Here is a 17,928-nt window from a genome sequence, read left to right on the forward strand (position 1 = left end):
TTTTTTTTGCCTGCGCGCTACGCGGCGCTGCCGCGCGCCTTTGCGCCCGTCCGTGCGTTCTTCTTCAGATGCGTGCGGTTGTATTCGATCGCCGCGCGCACGAGGGTCTTCAGCGCCCGCTTGTCGATCCGGTCGCCTTCGAAGAAGTCGATCGCGCGCCGCGCATTGCCGTCGAGGCCGTCATTGAACAGCGCGCCGGGATCGGGCAGATGCGCGCCGTGCATGAACGTCAGCTTCACCTTGCCCTTGTGCGCGTTCGCGACCGCGATCATCCCGTCGCACGACCACACGGGGCTGCCCATCCATTTCCAGTCCTCGACGATCCCGTTGTCGGCCGCGAGAATCGTCTGGCGGAGATCGGCGAAGAGCGGGCCGCGCCAGTCGGCGATGCCGGCGATCAGCGCGTCGATGCGCTCCGACGGTTGCAGGTCCGTGGTACTCATGCGCGGGCCTCCGTGCCTTCGTCGGGGCGTGCCAGCACCTGTTCAAGCGACTCGAAGAACCGTACCCAGCCGTGCTGCGCGCCGCGGTACGCTTGCTCCTGATCCGCGCGGAAGCCGACCTGCTCCATGCGCAGGTGCGTGCCGGCCGGCGTCGGCGTGAGCGTCCACGTGACGACGCTTTCGAGGCCGTACGCGGCCCACGTGTAGGACAGCGCCCGCGGCGGCTCGATCGTCAGGACCGTGCAGTCGACCGAGCCCCAGTCCGCTCGGAAGCTGAACGCGCGGCCCGCGACGGGTTCGAAGTCGCTCTTCATCAGCCACGCCTCGATCAGGTGCGGTTGCGTGAGCGCGCGCCAGATCTTCTCCGGCGGATGAGGGAGCTCCCGTTCGACGACGACGGAGCGCGTTTCGGTCGTGGCTTGGTTCATTACTGATCCATCCTTTTCAGAAGATCTTCGAGGGCATCGAACCGGTTCTGCCAGAAACCGGCCATCTGGCTTGTCCAGTCGATCAACGGGGCCAGCGCTTGCGGCTGCGCGCTGTAGTGCGTCTGCCGGCCTTCGTGACGGTCGCTCACGAGCCCGGCCTGCTTCAGTACGCCGAGATGCTTCGAGACGGCCGGCTGCGAGACGCCCGCATGTGCCGTCAGCGCGGCAACCGTCAACTCGCCGTCCGCGCACAGCCGCTCGAAGAGCGCGCGGCGCGTCGGATCGGCAAGCGTCCTGAAAAGCATGTCGTGTGCGTTCTGCATGTCCAAATCCATAACCCGGTGGTTATGAATCGAAGGATATCCGCTGATCGGCGCAAGTCAAGACGGAATTTCGCGAACGACGTCGTTCGAACTTGCGCGGGCCGCGCATCCGGCGCATCGGCTCGTGTCCGCCCCGGAATTCGAGCGTTTCCTCTAATCCGCCATCGCGGCACGCGATCCGAAAGCCCCCTGCAAGACTGCCCGGTGCGCTGTTCCACAGTTCGGGAAACGTTTGCGATCGGCCGGCCCCTTTCTTGTGCACGCGCGAATCCGTTCCTGCCGTGTCGCTTCGTTTGACCACATAGTGCGACGCGGCACACGGCAGCGGCCGGTCGCCCGTCACGCGTTCGCGTGTCGATCCGCTCCGCGATCGCGCGCGTTCCGCTGCCGCGACGAACAACTCGTGCGTGCGAGCGTCGCGCCCTGCCGCGCCGCCGTACCGCGAACCGGTTCCGTTCGCCGGGCTCGCCATTGCATGCGCGTACGACGCATCGCGTGCAAGCGCGGGCGCGGATGTCAGAACTGACAGCTATGGAAACTGGCAGCTACCCGAACGGCACCGACGCCCTACGCTCGTCACCGCTCGCGGCCCCACAAGGGTCGAGGGCTCCAGCAACGTCGTCTCTCCTAAAAAGGACTCCCGATGAAAAGGAACGCCTGGTTTGCCCTGCCCCTGCCGTCGCCCCGCCGCCTTGCGTGCGTGGCACCGCTCGTGTTCGCCGCCGCTGCGGCGCATGCGACGACGGATTGGGTCGATACTCATACGAAGGCCTTTCTGACCGGCCCGCAGTTGATGGCGCGCAGTGCCGCGCCGTCGCTCGAACTCACGGCCGGTGAAACGACCAACGTCGTCGTCAGCCTGAAGCTGCGCAACGCCGCGCAGCTCAAGCAACTGGCGCGCGACGTGAACCGGCCCGGCAGCGCGCACTACCGTCAGTACCTCACGCACGAGCAGTTCCTCGCCAGCTACGCGCCGACCGAAGCGCAGGTGAAGTCGGTCGTCGATTATCTGCACAAGAGCGGCTTCGTGAACGTCGTGGTCGCGCCGAACCGGCTGCTGGTGTCCGCGCGCGGTACGGCCGGCACCGTGAAGACCGCGTTCAACACGTCGCTCGTGCACTTCGAGTATGCGGGCCGCTCGGGCTTCGCGAACGCGTCGACCGCGCAGGTGCCGCGCGCGCTCGGCGACGTCGTCGGCTCGGTGCTCGGGCTGCAGAGCGTCGCGCATGCGCGGCCGATGCTGCGCGTCGGCAACGTGGCGAAGCCGCAGGCGCTCGCGGCCGGCACGGCGACGGGCCACTATCCGAAGGAATTCCCGGGCCTCTACAACGCGACCGGCGTGCCGACCGCGGCCGGCGTGACCGTCGGCATCATCACGATCGGCGGCGTATCGCAGACGTTGCAGGATCTGAGCCAGTTCACGTCGAGCAACGGTTACCGCACGGTCTCGACGCAGACCGTCCAGACCAACGGCTCGGGCGGCAGCTACAGCGACGACCAGGAAGGCCAGGGCGAATGGGATCTCGACAGCCAGTCGATCGTCGGCTCGGCCGGCGGCCAGGTCGGCAAGCTCGTGTTCTACATGGCGGACCTGAACGCCAGCGGCAACACGGGCCTCACGCAGGCCTTCAACCAGGCCGTGTCGGACAACACCGCGAAGGTGATCAACGTGTCGCTCGGCTGGTGCGAGACCGACGCGAACGCGGACGGCACGATCGACGCCGAGGAACAGATCTTCACGACGGCCGCGGCACAAGGCCAGACGTTCTCGGTATCGTCGGGCGACGAAGGCGTGTACGAGTGCAACAACCGCGGCTATCCGGACGGCTCGAACTACACGGTGTCGTGGCCGGCCTCGTCGCCGCACGTGCTCGCGATCGGCGGCACGACGCTGTACACGACATCGTCGGGCGCCTTCTCGAACGAGACGGTGTGGAACGAAGGCCTCGACGGCAACGGCAAGCTGTGGGCGACGGGCGGCGGCGTCAGCACGATCCTGCCCGCACCGTCGTGGCAGTCGGGCAGCAACCGTCAGTTGCCGGACGTGTCGTTCGACGCCGCGCAAAGCACGGGCGCGTATATCTACAACTACGGCCAGTTGCAGCAGATCGGCGGCACGAGTCTCGCCGCGCCGATCTTCACGGGCCTCTGGGCGCGCCTGCTCGCGGCGAACGGTACGGGCCTCGGCTTCCCGGCCAGCAACCTGTATCGCGCGATTCCGTCGAACCCGTCGCTCGTGCGCTACGACGTCGTGTCGGGGAACAACGGCTATCAGGGGTATGGCTACACCGCGGGCACCGGCTGGGATTACACGACCGGCTTCGGCAGCCTGAATATCGCGAACCTCAACAAGCTGATCAAGTCGGGCGGGTTCTAAGCGACGTGTGAAGGACGGCGCGCGACGGTGGTGGGTCGCGCGTCGGTTCGTGGCTTTTCCTTGACCTACTCCGCCGCGGGCTCCTTCGCACGCTCCGGCGCGGCCGGTACGCCGGCCCGATGCGACGGCGCAAACAGCCGCAAGCCGCTCGCGACACTCGCGGCCCCGGCGAAGCCGGCGCCAAGCATCAGCGCCAGCGTCGGCCCGTGGCGCCCCGCGATCCCGAACGACAGCGCGACGAGCGCCGCGCCCGTCGCCTGCCCGATCAGCCGCGCGGTCGCGATGATCCCGCTCGCGCCGCCGCTGCGCTCGGGCGGCGCGCTCGACATCAGCGCCTTCAGGTTCGGCGACTGGAAGAAACCGAAACCCGCGCCGCACAGCATCATCCGCCAGCCGATATCGATGACGCCCGGCAGCGCCGGCAGTGCCGCGAGCGACACCATGCCCGCGCTCAGCAACGCGAGCCCGATCGCACCGAGCAGGCCCGGCGGGTAACGATCCGACAGCCGGCCCGCGATCGGCGCGGCAAGCGCGACGATCGCCGACCACGGCGTCATCAGGAACCCCGTCTCGACCGCGCTGCGATGCAGGACGGTTTCGAAATAGAACGGCAGCGACACGAACGCAAGCCCCTGCGCGGCGAACGCGCACACGGCGGTCAGCGCGGACAGCGTGAATACGGGCCGGCGAAACAGGTCGACCGGCAGCATCGGCGCCGGGTGCCCGGCCTGGCGGCGAATCAGCAGCCAGCCGAACGCGAGCGCGACCGCGGCCGCCGCGAACACGACGGAAAGCGGCCCGCGCTGCGCGAATTCGCCAAGCGCGAAGATCAGCGACGCGAACGTGATCACGTTGAACAGCGCGGCAATCGGATCGAACGCATGCTTGCCGCGCGCCGTCTGCGGCAGCGACGGAATCGCCACCGCGAGCGCGAGCACGCCGAGCGGCACGTTCACCGCGAACAGCCACGGCCACGCGGCGACCGACAGGATCAGCGACGCGATCGTCGGCCCCACCGCGAACGACACGCCAACGACGAGCGCGTTGAAGCCGACCCCGCGCCCGAGCCGGTGCGCGGGAAACAGGCCACGGATCAGCGCGACGTTGACGCTCATGATCGCGCTCGCGCCGAAGCCCTGCACGATCCGCGCGGCCGTCAGCATCGGCAGCGTCGACGCGAGCGAACAGCCGAGCGACGCGAGCGTGAACACCGCGAGCCCGGCGATATACACGCGCTTGTGGCCGACGATGTCGCCGAGCGACGCGAACGGCAGCAGCGTCGCGACCATCGCGAGCTGGTATGCGTTGATGATCCACACGGACGCGGCCGGCGATGCATGCAGGTCGGCGGCGATCGCGGGCAGCGCGGTGTTCGCGATCGCGGTGTCGAGCGTCGCGAGCGCGACGGCCAGCAGCACGGCGGACATCGCGCGCCAGTTGACGGCCGGCTCGCTGGCGCCGGCGGGAGAAGCGAATTCGGACAAGATGGGGCTCGGCTGACGAGCGACGCGCGGCGTCGCGGATTGAGCGGCGCGGCGGCGTGCGTGCCATGCGGTGAAACCGGCTCGCGTGCCGTCGCGAACCGTATTGTTGCAGAGCCGCATCGAACGTGCAGGCGGCCGCGTCGTCAGTCAGCGAAACGAAAGCTTGCGTGTCGTTTCGCCACGTCGTTGTTCGCGCAACGAACTGCGCCGGCCCGCTGCCGCCGTCAAGTCACCGCGCGCCGCGCATTGCGGCCGCGCAGCCATTCGAGCGCGAGCAGCAGGCTCGTCGAGAAGATGATCAGGATCGTCGCGAGCGCGGCGATCGTCGGGCTGATGTTTTCGCGGATACCCGTGAACATCTGGCGCGGCAGCGTCGTCTGGTCGGCGCCCGCGAGGAACAGCGTGACGACGACTTCGTCGAACGACGTCGCGAACGCGAACAGCGCGCCCGACATCACGCCCGGCGCGATCACCGGCAGCGTCACGCGGAAGAAGGTCGACACGGGATTCGCGCCGAGCGACAGGCTCGCGCGCACGAGGTTCTGGTTGAAGCCCTGCAGCGTCGCGGCGACCGTCGTCACGACGAACGGCACGCCGAGCGCCGCGTGCGCGGCGATCAGCCCCGTGTAGGTATTCGCGAGCCCGAGCGGCGCGAAGAACAGGTACATGCCGACGCCGACCACGACGACCGGCACGATCATCGGCGACAGCAGCACGGCCATCAGCAGCCCCTTGCCTCGGAAGTCGGCCTTCGTGAGACCGATCGCGGCGAGCGTACCGAGCACGGTCGCGACGATGGTCGCCGACGGCGCGACGATGAAGCTGTTCTTCGCGGCCATGCGCCACTCGTCCGACGCGATCAGGTTCTCGTACCAGCGCGTCGAGAAGCCCGGGATCGGATAGACGAGGAACGTGCTCGACGAGAACGACAGCGGCACGATCGCGAGCACCGGCAGGATCAGGTACAGCAGCGTCAGCACGACGAGCACGCGCAGCGCGACGTACCACGCGCGCTCGACGAACGACATGTGCGGCGCGAACAGCGGCCTGGCGAGTTTCATGGTCGGATTCCCTTTCCCGTTTCCTGGTGCGCGGCGCTCAGCCGAGGCTCACGTTCGTGCGCGTGAAGCGCCCGTACACCGCGTACAGCACGAGCGTCGCCGCGAGCAGCAGCCCGCCGAGCGCGCACGCCATGCCCCAGTTGATCGTCACGTTCGTGAAGTACGCGACGTAGTAGCTGACCATCTGGTCGTTCGGCCCGCCGAGCAGCGCGGGCGTGATGTAGTAACCGATCGCGAGGATGAACACGAGCAGCGCGCCCGCGCCGACGCCCGGATAGGTCTGCGGCACGTACACGCGCCAGAACGCGGCGAACGGGTGGCTGCCGAGCGACACGGCCGCGCGCTGGTAGGTCGGCGGGATCGACTTCATCACGCTGTACAGCGGCAGGATCATGAACGGCAGCAGGATGTGCGTCATCGAGATGTACACGCCGACGCGGTTGAACAGCAGCGTCAGCGGATGCGAGATCAGCCCGCTGCCGATCAGCGCCTTGTTGATGAGCCCTTCGCTCTGCAGCAGCACGATCCACGCGGCGACGCGCACCAGCACCGAAGTCCAGAACGGAATCAGCACGAGGATCATCACGAGGTTCGCGCGCCGCTCCGACAGCGTCGAGATCCAGTACGCGAGCGGATAGCCGAGCAGCAGCGCGAACAGCGTGACGGCAACGCCGATCACGAACGTGCGGCCGAAGATCGCGAGGTAGATCGACTGGTCGGGATCGGCCTGCACGATATGACCGAAGCCGTCCTGCTTGTGGTCGAGCGCCGCGAGCAGGTAGAACGGCGACATCTGGCTGCCGTTCTTCGCGATCGACTGCCAGTACGCGACGTCGCCCCAGCGCGCGTCGAGGTCGATGATTTTCGCGCGCGTCTGCGCGGGCGTCAGCGCCGCGTCGTTGTCGCCCTTCAGCGGCATCGCGCGCGCCGTCTTCGCGACGAGCGAGCGATAGCCCGGAATTTCAGTGTTCAGCCGCCGCGCGAGCGCGCCCATCGCCTCGCTGTCGGCCACCTTCGTCATGTCGGCAGCGAGCGCAACGTATGCGGCGTCGGCCGGCGGCGCCTTGCGGTCCCAGCCCGACAGCGCGGCGATCGTGTTCGGCAGCGCGGTCGCGATCTCGGGGTTCTGCACCGCGCGCGTGAGCAGCGTGCCGATCGGCACGACGAAGATCAGCAGCAGGAAAATCGCGAGCGGCGCGACCAGCAGCAACGCCATCGTGCGCTTGCGGGCCTCGGCGGCCTTCAGCTCGCGCTTGAGCGCGGCGGTCGACGGCGAGGAAGGCGCGATCGTCATCGTATTCAACGGTTCTCTCCGGCCGGGCACGCTCCGGCGGAATGCCGCGCGACGCGATTCACGCGCCGCGCGGCCGGTTGCATCAGGATGCCTGAACGGTTACTTCGTCGCCCACGCGGTGAAACGCTGCTCGAGCTCGTCGCTGTGGTCGGTCCAGAAGCCGATATCCTCCAGCACCGCGTTCTTGCCGTTGGCCGGCGAGTTCGGCAGGTTCGCGAGCGTCTTCGCGTCAAGCGACTTGATCGCCGCAATGTTCGCGGGGCCGTACGCGATGTGCTGCGCATACGCCTGCTGCGGCTTCGGCGTCAGCGAATACGCGATGTACTGCTCGGCCAGCGCCTTGTTCGGCGAGCCCTTCGGAATCGCCCAGTAGTCGAGGTCGTAGATGCTGCCGTTCCACACCACCTTCAGGTTCTTGCCTTCCTTCTGCGCGGCGTCGATGCGGCCGTTGTACGCGGTCGACATCACGACGTCGCCGGCGACGAGGAACTGCGGCGGCTGCGCGCCCGCTTCCCACCACTGGATGTACGGCTTCAGCTCGTCGAGCTTCTTGAACGCGCGATCCTGGCCGGCCTTCGTGCCGAGCACCTTGTACACGTCCTTCGTCGCGACGCCGTCGGCCATCAGCGCGAATTCGAGGTTATAGCGCGCGCCCTTGCGCATCCCGCGCTTGCCGGGGAATTTCTTCACGTTCCAGAAATCGGCCCAGCCGGTCGGTGCCGACTTCAGCTTGTCCGCGTTGTACGACAGCGCCGTCGACCACACGAAGAAACCGACGCCGCACACCTGCGGCGATTCCGGAATCAGGTCGGACTTCTTCGCGATCTTCGACCAGTCGAGCTTCTCGTACAGCCCTTCGTCGCAGCCGCGGTTCAGGTCGCCCGATTCGACTTCGACCACGTCCCAGTTGACGTGCTTCGCCTCGACCATCGCCTTCACTTTCGCCTGCTCGCCGTTGTATTCCACGGCGGTGACCTTGTTGCCGGTTGCCTTCTCGAACGGCTGGTTGAACGCGGCCTTCTGTGCGTCGCCGTTCGCGCCGCCGAAGTTGACGACCGTGAGCTCGGCGGCCGAAGCCGATGCGCCGACTACGGCGAGCGCCAGTGCCAGCGCGGTACGACGCGCGGTAAAGCTTGCTCGGTTCATGGTGGTTCCTCTCCTCTCGTGGTGGAAGTGGGCAGTTGTTGTTGACGACGTGCTACGGAAAATCGGGGAAGCCGTGCTCATGCGAACACGCGCAGGTGTTCGGGCGCGAATGCGAGCGAGACCGGCGCGCCGGGCGAGAACGCGTCGAGCGCGCCGGTGCCGAGCGGCACCTTCACGAAACATTCGTCCTGGCCCGGCAGCGCGCAGCGCATGCGCACGTGATCGCCGAAATAGATGAGACTGCGCGCCTCGCCGCTCAGCCGGTTGGCGGCGGCGCCGTTCGCGTGCCCGTTCGCGCCGTGCGCGGCGAGGCTCATGCGTTCGGGGCGGATGCACGCGACGGCCGACGCGCCCTCGGCCGCGTCGCCGATATGGCGGCCGACGAGCTTCGTGCCGTCGTCGAGCCGGAACTCGCAGAACTCGCCGTCGACGCGCGCGATGGTGCCGCGCAGCCGGTTGCTGTCGCCGATGAAGTTCGCGACGAATTCGTTGCACGGCGATTCGTACAGGCGGTCGACGGTGTCGAGCTGCTGCACGATGCCCTTGTCGAACACGGCGACGCGATCGGACATCGTCAGCGCCTCGCCCTGGTCGTGCGTCACGTAGACGAAGGTCACGCCGAGCTTTTCGTGGAGCGCCTTCAGTTCGTATTGCATGTGTTCGCGCAGTTGCTTGTCGAGCGCGCCAAGCGGCTCGTCCATCAGCACGAGCTTCGGCTCGAACACGAGCGCACGCGCCAGCGCGATGCGCTGCTGCTGGCCGCCCGACAACTGTGCCGGATAGCGTTTCGCGAAGCGCTCCATCTGCACCATCTTCAGCGCGTGCGCGACGCGCTCCGCGCGCTCGGCGGCCGGCAGCTTGCGCACGGTCAGCGGATACGCGACGTTCTGCTCGACCGTCAGGTGCGGAAACAGCGCGTAGTTCTGGAACACCATGCCGATGTTGCGCTTGTGCGGCGGCACGTTGTTCAGCAGCTCGCCGTCGAGGCGGATCTCGCCGCCCGTCGGAAACTCGAAACCGGCCAGCATCATCAGGCAGGTCGTCTTGCCCGAGCCCGACGGCCCGAGCAGCGTCAGGAATTCCCCCTGGTGGATATCGAGGTCGAGCGATTTGACGACCAGCGTCTCGCCGTCGTAGGTCTTCCGCACGCCGCGAAAGCTGACGATCACATCATCGGACTTCATCGTGGCTGTCCCCTTGCTTCGCGACAATTGATTTTGAGATGCGAGCCACTATACGGCGCACACGGTTCTACAATAGGGAACCATTTCAATATTACTAGTAGGACCACTTTGGATACCGTGATCCTCGCCGACTGGCTCTCCGCCCACCTCGACCGCGGCTCGTCCGAGCCGATGTACCGGCAGTTGCTCCAGCAGATGCAGCAGGCCATCCTGACCGGGGAATTAGGGCCAGGAACGAAACTGCCCAGTTCCCGCACGCTCGCGGCGGACCTGTCGATCGCGCGCAATACCGTGCTGCACGTGTACGACCAGTTGACGGCCGAAGGCTACGTGCTGACGACGACCGGCAGCGGCACCTATGTGGCCGACACGCGCCCGGACGCCGCGGCGATCCAGGCGCCGGGCGCCGCGCCGCCGCCGACGGACGCCGATGAACCCGCGCCGGACGCACAGGGCAGCCTGTCGATGCGCGGCCGTCAATTGATCGAGCACGCGGGGGTGTCGCGGCGCCAGTGGGGCGCGTTCATGCCGGGCGTACCGGACGTGTCGGAATTTCCGAGCCGCACCTGGAGCCGCCTGCAGGCGCGGCTGTGGAAGGAGGCGAACCCCGAGCTGCTGACCTATGCGCCGGGCGGCGGCTATCGGCCGTTGCGGCGCGCGCTCGCCGATTACCTGCGCGTCGCGCGCTCGGTCAAATGCTCGCCGGACCAGGTGATCATCACGACGGGCATCCACCAGTCGATCGATCTCGCGGTGCGGCTGCTGTCCGACATCGGCGATCGTGCGTGGGTCGAGGAACCGTGTTACTGGGGCGTGCGCAGCGTATTGCAGGCGGCCGGCCTCACGCTCACGCCGGTGCCGGTCGACCAGGAAGGGCTCGATCCGCGCGCAAGCGACATGCAGCACCCGCCGCGGCTCGTGCTCGTCACGCCGTCGCATCAGTACCCGCTCGGCATGGTGATGAGCCTCGCGCGGCGCCGGATGCTGCTCGAATACGCGCGCCAGCACCGCTGCTGGATCATCGAGGACGACTACGACAGCGAATTCCGCTACGGCAGCCGGCCGCTCGCGTCGCTGCAGGGGCTCGACGACGGCGGCCGCGTGATCTACGTCGGCAGCCTCGGCAAGATGCTGTTCCCGGGGCTGCGGATGGGCTACATGGTCGTGCCCGAGCATCTGGTCGACACGTTCCGCACGGGGCTGTCGGAGTTGTATCGCGAGGGCCAGCTGATGCAGCAGGCCGTGCTCGCCGAATTCATCATGGATGGTCACCTGACTTCGCACGTCAGGCGGATGCGCACGCTGTACGGCGAGCGCCGGCAACTGATGATCGACGCGATTCGCGCGCGCTTCGGCGATGCGCTGCCCGTGATGGGCGACGAGGCCGGCCTGCACCTGGTGCTCGGCCTGCCCGACGCCTGCGACGATCGCGCGGTCACGCAGAGCGCGTTCGACGCGGGCGTGATCGTGCGCCCGCTCACCAGCTACTACAGCCGCCAGGACACCGCGCGGCGCGGCCTGCTGCTCGGTTATGCGTGCGTCGCGCACGAAGGCATCGGGCCCGCGTTCGACACGCTCGCGGATACCATCGAGCAACATCTGCCGCGACACATCACGCGCGCGGCATAGGGCCGGTCACGCGCGGCGCGCCGCCTTCGTCACTGCGCACTGCCCGCGCCGCGATCGAGCGATGCCGCCCGCACTGCTTCGCCGGGTTTCGTGAACACGCGCTGCCGCAACGCGGCGATCTGTGCATCGCGATCCTGCGGCGACAGGCCGGCCGACTCGATCTGCGCACGCTGCGTTGCATAGTCCGCGTAACGGCTCTGCCACGATGCGTCGTCCTGCTGCATCTGCGCGACGCGCGCGGCGGCTTCCGGGCCGAGCGTCTGCGTCAGTTGCGCACGCATCGCATCGGGCGTCGCGCCGCTCTTCTGCAATTGCGCGATCTGGTCGATCGCGGCCCGCTGCTGGTCGACCCGCTGCTGCGCCGCGCGTTCATCGGCCGGCATCTGCTGCTCGAGCGCCGCGAGCCGCTCGGCCTTCTGCGCATCCGTCAGCGTACGATCCTGCGCGATCTTCAGTCGCGCGAGATCGTAGCGCTGCCGCCACTGCTCCGCGCCGAAAAACGGCTGGCTCCAGTCGCCGAGCGTGCGGTACGCGATCGACGCGCGCTGGTCGAGCGCGAGCTGCAGCACCCCCAGGTCGGACTTGTCGACCGCGCCGGCATCGCGCAATTTCGCGAGCGCGTCGAGATACGCGCGATACCGGTGCCAGACGTCGAGCGCCTCGGCCTGCGCGACCGTGCCGTCGAGCTGCGCGGCGATCTGGCGTATGACGAACGCATCGAGCGCGGCCGCGCTCAGGTCGCTCTGCGCGGTCAGGCAATAATCGAAGAAATCGCGCACCGCGCGCGACTTCGCAAGATGGCCGCCGGCATCGAGCGGCAGCCGCGGCGCGCTGGAGCCGGCCAGCGACGACGGCAGGCCCGTGCTCGCCGGCAGCGCGGCCTGCGGCGGCGCGGCAGCCGCCCCGCCTGCCGCGGCTGCGTCCGGCAACTCGCCGGCCGTGCCGGTACCGCGATGCCATCCCGCACCACTCCACATCGCGACGCCGGCGATCGCCGCCAGCCCCACGACACCGTAGACCACAGCGCGCCGCGCCAGCGGCGCGCGCCCTTCACGTGCCGTCATCGATCACACGCCCGCGAGCTTCAGCCGGTTCGCATGCGTGCGGATCACCGCGACCGGATCTTCCGCATTCGCGCCGCGCACGCCGAGCAACTGGTTGATCTCGTCGAGATGGTTCCACTTGTAGCTCGTGCTCAGCACCTGGCCGTACAACGCGCTGCACTTCGACACGACCCCGTCGTTCTGGCCCGAACCGCGGTTGATCATCACCGTGCCGGTGCCGAACAGCGCGAGCGTCGACGGGTCGAGCGCGTTCGCCGGATCGATGAGCGGAATGGTGCTCGTATCCGTCGCACCCGTGACGCCCAGCACGGAGATCGTCGGCTGGATCGCGGTGCCGGCCCACGAATACAGCAGATGCGTGTTGCCGCCGACGGTTTCCGTCGGTGCGCCGGTCTGGCAACTGCCCGGCGCGCCAAGGCCAACGCTCGGGTAGTTCTGGTTGTACGTGGCGGCCTGTGCGGTCGTCAGCGTCTTCAGCGCCGCGAGCGCGTCCTGGTTCGTGTTGTTGCTGCTGCTCGTGAGGATGCCGAACACATTGACGAACGCGGCGATCACCGTCGACGACAGCCCGGTCGGATCGTACGCGAGCACGCCCTGCACGAAGTCGGCGAACTCGGAGCCGCGATGCGGCGTGCCGATCGTCGTCACCGACGCGACCAGATCGGGCGCGACGGCCGCGACATAACGCGACGTCAGCCCGCCCTGGCTGTGACCGACGAGATTGACCTTGGTCGCCCCCGTCGCGGCGAGTACCGTCTTCACGTAGGCCAGCAACTGTTCGCCGCGCCCGTTCGGGCCGTCGTCGCTCTGGAAGCCCGACAGGTTCGCGACATAGACGGTCGCGCCATGCTGCTGCAGGTCCTCCTGGATCCCGTACCAGTACTCGAGCACACCTGCGTATTTGTCGGTTCCCGTGAGCCCGTGCACGAGAATGATCGGATAGCGCGTCGCCGCGTAGTTGTCGGCGGGCGCACTCGCCGCCATCGCCGCGTGCGTCGTCGCGAGCGTCATCGCCGCGGTCATCCCCGCGAACGGCGCGACGCTCATCGCGCATGCCACTGCCCCTGCCACCACCCTGGAACGCATCGATCTGGCCATGCATGTTCTCCTGATTATTGTGCTGCCGGTGCGAATGAACTCGAATCGACGCACGTTGCGCCCTCGTGTGCGCCGTGACCGTCGAATGCGGGAGTGAATCACGAGTCGCGAACGTTTGCGCCCTGACTAGACACGGTTCTCTAATCGGTTGACGCGCCCCGCCCGTTCGGGCGGGGCCGCGTTCGTGCGCGCGTTTGCTGCAACGCACACGCGCCGCGCGCTACAGCTTCGCGCTCACGCGCAACCACGCGGTACGGCCCGGTTCCATCACCGGCGCGTTCGCCGGATAACCGAAACCCGCGTTGCCGGCGAGGTTCAGGTGCTCCGTGTAGGCCTTGTTCAGCACGTTGTCGACGCCGACCGAGATCTGCACGGTCTTGCTGACGTTGTATTGCGTATGCAGCGACAGCACGCCGAATCCGGCGCTCGGACCGAAGTCCTTGCCGACCACGTTGCCCTCATTCAGGGCATATCGATGCTGCGGCGCAACGATCCGCCACAGGCCACCGGCCGACCATGCACCGCGCGTGTATTCGAGCCCGATGCGCGCCTCGAGCGGCGGCATCTGCGGCAGCGGATCGCCGCTCGCCACGTTGCGCCCCCACGCATACGCGAGCGACGTCTCGACGCGCAGCGGCGCGACCGGCCGCCACGACACGCCCGCTTCGCCGCCCATGATCTGCGCGTTGACGTTGGTGGCCTGCGTGGTCGAGCCCATCATGCCGGCGCTGTAGTTGAACAGGATGAAGTCCTGCACGTAGCCCGCATAGGCCGACACCCATGCGTCGAACCGGTCGCTCTTGTATTGCGCGCCGATGTCGAGCTGCGTGGTCTTCTCCGGCTGCACCGACGAAAATGCGTTGACCGAACCGGCCGGCCCGCGATTCGCGGAGAACAGCTCCCAGTAGTCGGGGTAGCGCTCCGCATGACCGATCCCCGCGTACCACGTGACAGGCAGCGACGCGAGATCGCGTTCGTAGCGCACGAAACCGCTGGGCAGCACGCGCGCTCGATCGTCGTCGAAGGTCGGATTCGGCTTGCTCATCATCATGCCGCTCACCGTCGCGCGTTTGTCGCGTGCGCTCGCATAGTCGATGCGCGCGCCGCCGATCACGCGCGACACGTCGCTCGCATACCACGTCAGCTCGCTAAATGCGCCCGCGTTCCACATCGTCGCCTGTGCATCCCACGGCTGGTCGCCGTAGTTCTGCGACCCCATCGCCGAACGCGAATCGAGCCGGTTCGATTGCGCGTCGACACCCGTCACGAGCTTGAAGTCGTCGCCGAAACGGAACGTCGCCGCCGCGCGCGCGCCGAACGTGCGGCGCCGCACCTCGGCCGCCATCCGCATCGGCATGCTGCTGGTCGGGTCGGGCTGCCGCAACGTGTAGTTGTCCATCACGTGGTCGGCTTCGTTGTAGTACACGCGCGCTTCGATGCGGTCGAGCACGTCGCCGAGATGCCGCTTGTCGAACGACAGGCCGAACGTCTCGCGGCGGAAATGCGCGCCGTCCATCCCGCGGCCCGCGTACTTCGCGTAACCGTCGCCCGTGCCGGCCGTCAGTTCGACGCGCGTGTGGTCGTCGGGCGTCCAGCCGAGTGCCGCATCGGCGTTCCACTTGTCCCACTGCGACGGCACCGTGTTGCCGTTGCCGTCCTTGTAGTCCTGCGAATGCGCGTGGTTCGCGGTCACGCGGCCGTAGACGTCCGGCGTGCCGGCCGTCACGTCGATGTTCTGGTCGTTGCGCCCGAACGAGCCGCCGACGAGGCTGCCGTCGAACCGCATGCCCGGTTTGTCGAATCGCGGCGTCACGCGCTCGAACAGCACGGTGCCGGCCGACGCGCCCGGGCCATACAGCACGGATTGCGGCCCCTTCACGACGGTGACCTTGTCATAGCTTTCCGGTGCGATGTACGAAGTCGGCGCATCCATCCGGTTCGGACACGCGCCGAGTGTCGGCATCCCGTTCGCCAGGATGTTCAGCCGCGAACCGAACATCCCGCGCAGCACGGGGTCGCCGTTCGTGCCGCCGCTGCGGATCGACGTGAAGCCGGGGATCGTTTTCAGGTAATCGGCGCCGTCGCTGGCGGGCAGCGGCTGGCGCGGCGCCTTCGGATCCGTGACGACGACGAGCGGTGTCCTCAGCGGCGACGCGACGACCTCGACCGGTGGCAGCAGCGCGGCCGCGTCGTCAGCAGGTGCGCCGGCCGTGCGCGCCGTTTCGGCCGCGGCGGCGCTGGCGGCCATGGCGCCGACGGCCAGCGCGGGAACGGTAAGTTTCAGCATGCGCGGCATGCGCCGCGCACAGGCATTGCGTGACGCCCGTGGCGCACGCAACTGGAAAATGGTCATGATGGAAAGCCCGAGTGACGCCCTCCACGCGGCCTCGACGGGCCGCACGGATATCGGCGGTGGAACAGAACGGAAGAAAACGCGTCAGGCGCGCTCGGGCGGTGCGCGTGGATACGCGCGCGGATAGCGGTTGGCGCGCACCGCGACGGCAGGCGGCGCGGCGGCGGAAACGGAAACGACGGAAACGGAAGCGAACGACGCGGCGGCAGGCGCGCCGAGCGCGGGACTGTGCGCGAAGAAGCCGCAATAGCCGCACGCATCGAGATGCAGCGCGTGATCGTGCGTGCGGCCCGCATCGGGCGACTGATGCGCACCGTGCTCTGTACTGCAGACGATCGCTTCCGGTGTGGCCGCCTGCGCGACGCGCCACTGCGACACCAGCGGCGCCGCGATCGCGAACCAGATCGCGAGCACGCCGAGCCAGGCGGTCAGGTGACGATGTCGGTGCAGCATGCGCGGCGGCGAGTAAGCGGAATGTAAAAACAGCCGAGATGTTACAGAATGTTCGCCACGATGGCCAGCCGCACATGACGGTAAACGCAGCGAGGGCGCATGGTTGTCAACACAACCATGCGCCCTCGCCTGCCGTGCGCGCCCGGAGCGTGGCGATCAGGGTGCCATGCGCCGCAGCACGTCGTCGCGCCGGATGAAATGGTGGTACAGCGCGGCCAGCGCATGCAGGCCGATCACGAAGTAGAACGCGTTGCCGATCAGCTCGTGCGCTTCCTTGATCGTCGGCCGCAGCGCCTTGTCGGGCCCGAACAGCGTGAACGACACGCCGAGCCAGTCGAGCGACACCGGCTTGCCGCCCATATTGATCATCATGATGCCGAGCAGCGGCTGCGCGATGATGAACACGTAGAGCGCGACATGCGCGAGCTTCGAGAGCCAGCGCAGCAGCACCGCCTGCGGAATGGCTTGCGGCACGCGACTGACCGCCCGCCACAGCACGCGCAGCACCGACAGCACGAGCACGAAGGTGCCCGCGGTGAGGTGCACGTTCATCCAGAACACACGGCTGTCGCTGCCTTTCGGCCCGCGGATCTCGATGGCCAGGTAGGCCAACGCCACCAGCAGGAAGATGACCCAGTGGAAGAAGATCGCGGGCGAGCTGTAGCGCGTCTGTTTCGCGAGGATGTTTCTCATGCTTCGTCTCGTGTTGTATGCGGGGAGGGGCGCATGCCGCAATCGGCTCGGCAGCCCGGCAAAGCTGCCACGATTGTAGCCGCACGGGCGTCCGGTTTTGCGCGGCACGGTCAAATATCGGACGAATCGTCAACGCGCGCCGCGCGGGGCCTTCATATGGAAAATCCGCATCGCGCCCGGAAACGCCTGTGGCACGATGAAGCTTTGGTGTCAACGTTGCGCGCGCATCATGAGCAAGGCGTTCTTCGTTGCGGCCTACCGGCTGACCGCCGCGTTGCTCGCGGTGTCGACGACGTTGCACAGCATCGCCGGCTACTGGGGCATGCCCGCGTTCGAGCTCGGCAACTTTCTCAGCTATTTCACGCAACTGAGCAGCCTCTATGCGGCCGGGGTGCTGGCCGCGGGGCTCTGGCGCATCGCGCGCCCCGGCTCGGCGCGCTACGAATCGATGCGCGGTGCCGCCGTGCTGTACATGCTGATCACCGCGATCGTCTACGAACTCCTGCTCGCGCGGCTCGATGCGCTACGCCACGTCACGCCCGCGTTCAACAACTGGGTGCTGCACCGGATCGTGCCGCTCGTCATGCTGTGCGACTGGCTGTACGTGGAGCCGCGCTCGCCGATCCCGCGGCGCAGCGCGTTTGCGTGGCTCGGCTTTCCGGTCATCTATCTCGGCTATACGCTGGTGCGCGGCGCGCTGGAGAACTGGTATCCCTACCCGTTCGTCGATCCGCGGCCGCATGGCTACCTGCCGGTCGCGATCCAGTGCTCGCTGATCGCGCTCGGCGCGGCGGCGCTCGCACTGGGCATCTGCTGGCTCGGCAATCGCGCGAGACAGGCCGGCACCGCGGCGTTCAAGGAAGGATAGAGGTGGAAGAAGGCGGGAGCGTGTGCGCCG

The 17,928-nt window shown here is 67.7% G+C and carries 16 protein-coding genes; 3 read left to right on the forward strand and 13 right to left on the reverse strand.

From position 1 onward, the window contains the following. Positions 1–17: 17 nt before the first annotated feature. Genes ACTRWB_RS00280 through ACTRWB_RS00290 form a run of 3 tightly spaced genes read right to left on the reverse strand, consistent with a single transcriptional unit; the run spans position 18 to position 1,194 of the window. On the reverse strand, positions 18–443 hold the full coding sequence (locus ACTRWB_RS00280; protein ID WP_446900541.1) for a DUF1801 domain-containing protein: 426 nt from the start codon (positions 441–443) through the stop codon (positions 18–20). Continuing rightward, on the reverse strand, positions 440–871 hold the full coding sequence (locus tag ACTRWB_RS00285) for an SRPBCC family protein (protein ID WP_048250526.1): 432 nt from the start codon (positions 869–871) through the stop codon (positions 440–442). Before ACTRWB_RS00285 ends, ACTRWB_RS00280 begins: the two co-directional genes overlap by 4 nt. After that, positions 871–1,194: an ArsR/SmtB family transcription factor gene (locus ACTRWB_RS00290; RefSeq protein WP_041493622.1), complete on the reverse strand. Its 324-nt coding sequence runs from the start codon at positions 1,192–1,194 to the stop codon at positions 871–873. Before ACTRWB_RS00290 ends, ACTRWB_RS00285 begins: the two co-directional genes overlap by 1 nt. A 643-nt stretch (positions 1,195–1,837) precedes the next feature. Here ACTRWB_RS00290 and ACTRWB_RS00295 point away from each other — a divergent pair. Then, complete coding sequence (locus tag ACTRWB_RS00295) at positions 1,838–3,571, forward strand: S53 family peptidase (protein WP_446900542.1); 1,734 nt, start codon at positions 1,838–1,840, stop codon at positions 3,569–3,571. 65 nt (positions 3,572–3,636) lie between these two features. Here ACTRWB_RS00295 and ACTRWB_RS00300 read toward each other — a convergent pair whose 3' ends face one another. The 5 genes from ACTRWB_RS00300 to ACTRWB_RS00320 form a co-directional block, all read right to left on the reverse strand. Then, complete coding sequence (locus ACTRWB_RS00300) at positions 3,637–5,055, reverse strand: MFS transporter (RefSeq protein ID WP_446900543.1); 1,419 nt, start codon at positions 5,053–5,055, stop codon at positions 3,637–3,639. Positions 5,056–5,279: 224 nt separating this feature from the next. Beyond that, on the reverse strand, positions 5,280–6,116 hold the full coding sequence (locus ACTRWB_RS00305; RefSeq protein WP_129516923.1) for an ABC transporter permease: 837 nt from the start codon (positions 6,114–6,116) through the stop codon (positions 5,280–5,282). Positions 6,117–6,153: 37 nt separating this feature from the next. Further along, the gene (locus ACTRWB_RS00310) at positions 6,154–7,410 is read right to left on the reverse strand and encodes an ABC transporter permease (RefSeq protein WP_193102181.1); all 1,257 of its coding nucleotides are present in this window, start codon (positions 7,408–7,410) and stop codon (positions 6,154–6,156) included. A gap of 99 nt (positions 7,411–7,509) precedes the next feature. Next, complete coding sequence (locus ACTRWB_RS00315; protein WP_129516921.1) at positions 7,510–8,556, reverse strand: ABC transporter substrate-binding protein; 1,047 nt, start codon at positions 8,554–8,556, stop codon at positions 7,510–7,512. Between the two features lie 77 nt (positions 8,557–8,633). Further along, positions 8,634–9,740, reverse strand: a complete 1,107-nt coding sequence (locus ACTRWB_RS00320) for an ABC transporter ATP-binding protein (RefSeq protein ID WP_048250530.1) — start codon at positions 9,738–9,740, stop codon at positions 8,634–8,636. A 108-nt stretch (positions 9,741–9,848) separates the two neighbouring features. On the opposite strand from ACTRWB_RS00320, the gene pdxR reads away from it, so the two are divergent. Continuing rightward, entirely contained in the window at positions 9,849–11,369 is a 1,521-nt protein-coding gene (gene pdxR / locus ACTRWB_RS00325) for a MocR-like pyridoxine biosynthesis transcription factor PdxR (protein WP_446900544.1), read from the forward strand. Positions 11,370–11,398: 29 nt separating this feature from the next. Here the strand turns inward: pdxR and ACTRWB_RS00330 are convergent, their stop codons facing one another. The 5 genes from ACTRWB_RS00330 to ACTRWB_RS00350 form a co-directional block, all read right to left on the reverse strand. After that, positions 11,399–12,433, reverse strand: a complete 1,035-nt coding sequence (locus ACTRWB_RS00330) for a lipase secretion chaperone (RefSeq protein WP_446900545.1) — start codon at positions 12,431–12,433, stop codon at positions 11,399–11,401. Positions 12,434–12,436: 3 nt separating this feature from the next. Further along, positions 12,437–13,531, reverse strand: a complete 1,095-nt coding sequence (locus ACTRWB_RS00335; protein WP_446900546.1) for an esterase/lipase family protein — start codon at positions 13,529–13,531, stop codon at positions 12,437–12,439. 220 nt (positions 13,532–13,751) lie between these two features. Beyond that, complete coding sequence (locus ACTRWB_RS00340) at positions 13,752–15,884, reverse strand: TonB-dependent copper receptor (protein ID WP_446900547.1); 2,133 nt, start codon at positions 15,882–15,884, stop codon at positions 13,752–13,754. 84 nt (positions 15,885–15,968) lie between these two features. Beyond that, positions 15,969–16,337 (reverse strand): DUF2946 domain-containing protein, encoded by a 369-nt coding sequence (locus tag ACTRWB_RS00345; RefSeq protein ID WP_446900548.1) that lies wholly within the window; start codon positions 16,335–16,337, stop codon positions 15,969–15,971. A gap of 156 nt (positions 16,338–16,493) precedes the next feature. Beyond that, complete coding sequence (locus ACTRWB_RS00350; protein ID WP_048250537.1) at positions 16,494–17,030, reverse strand: cytochrome b; 537 nt, start codon at positions 17,028–17,030, stop codon at positions 16,494–16,496. Positions 17,031–17,259: 229 nt separating this feature from the next. Here ACTRWB_RS00350 and ACTRWB_RS00355 point away from each other — a divergent pair, with 229 nt between their 5' ends. Next, complete coding sequence (locus ACTRWB_RS00355) at positions 17,260–17,898, forward strand: Pr6Pr family membrane protein (RefSeq protein WP_446900549.1); 639 nt, start codon at positions 17,260–17,262, stop codon at positions 17,896–17,898. The last annotated feature ends 30 nt before the right edge of the window (positions 17,899–17,928 follow it).

Source organism: Burkholderia sp. YIM B11467 (assembly GCF_052952715.1).

Coding starts and splice junctions, on each gene's coding strand:
- ACTRWB_RS00340 (WP_446900547.1), bottom strand. CDS start 15,884: ATGACCATTTTCCAGTTGCGTGCGCCACGGGCGTCACGCAATGCCTGT.
- ACTRWB_RS00295 (WP_446900542.1), top strand. CDS start 1,838: ATGAAAAGGAACGCCTGGTTTGCCCTGCCCCTGCCGTCGCCCCGCCGC.
- ACTRWB_RS00315 (WP_129516921.1), bottom strand. CDS start 8,556: ATGAACCGAGCAAGCTTTACCGCGCGTCGTACCGCGCTGGCACTGGCG.
- ACTRWB_RS00335 (WP_446900546.1), bottom strand. CDS start 13,531: ATGGCCAGATCGATGCGTTCCAGGGTGGTGGCAGGGGCAGTGGCATGC.
- ACTRWB_RS00305 (WP_129516923.1), bottom strand. CDS start 6,116: ATGAAACTCGCCAGGCCGCTGTTCGCGCCGCACATGTCGTTCGTCGAG.
- ACTRWB_RS00320 (WP_048250530.1), bottom strand. CDS start 9,740: ATGAAGTCCGATGATGTGATCGTCAGCTTTCGCGGCGTGCGGAAGACC.
- ACTRWB_RS00330 (WP_446900545.1), bottom strand. CDS start 12,433: ATGACGGCACGTGAAGGGCGCGCGCCGCTGGCGCGGCGCGCTGTGGTC.
- ACTRWB_RS00350 (WP_048250537.1), bottom strand. CDS start 17,030: ATGAGAAACATCCTCGCGAAACAGACGCGCTACAGCTCGCCCGCGATC.
- ACTRWB_RS00345 (WP_446900548.1), bottom strand. CDS start 16,337: ATGCTGCACCGACATCGTCACCTGACCGCCTGGCTCGGCGTGCTCGCG.
- ACTRWB_RS00290 (WP_041493622.1), bottom strand. CDS start 1,194: ATGCAGAACGCACACGACATGCTTTTCAGGACGCTTGCCGATCCGACG.
- ACTRWB_RS00310 (WP_193102181.1), bottom strand. CDS start 7,410: ATGACGATCGCGCCTTCCTCGCCGTCGACCGCCGCGCTCAAGCGCGAG.
- ACTRWB_RS00285 (WP_048250526.1), bottom strand. CDS start 871: ATGAACCAAGCCACGACCGAAACGCGCTCCGTCGTCGTCGAACGGGAG.
- ACTRWB_RS00280 (WP_446900541.1), bottom strand. CDS start 443: ATGAGTACCACGGACCTGCAACCGTCGGAGCGCATCGACGCGCTGATC.
- ACTRWB_RS00355 (WP_446900549.1), top strand. CDS start 17,260: ATGAGCAAGGCGTTCTTCGTTGCGGCCTACCGGCTGACCGCCGCGTTG.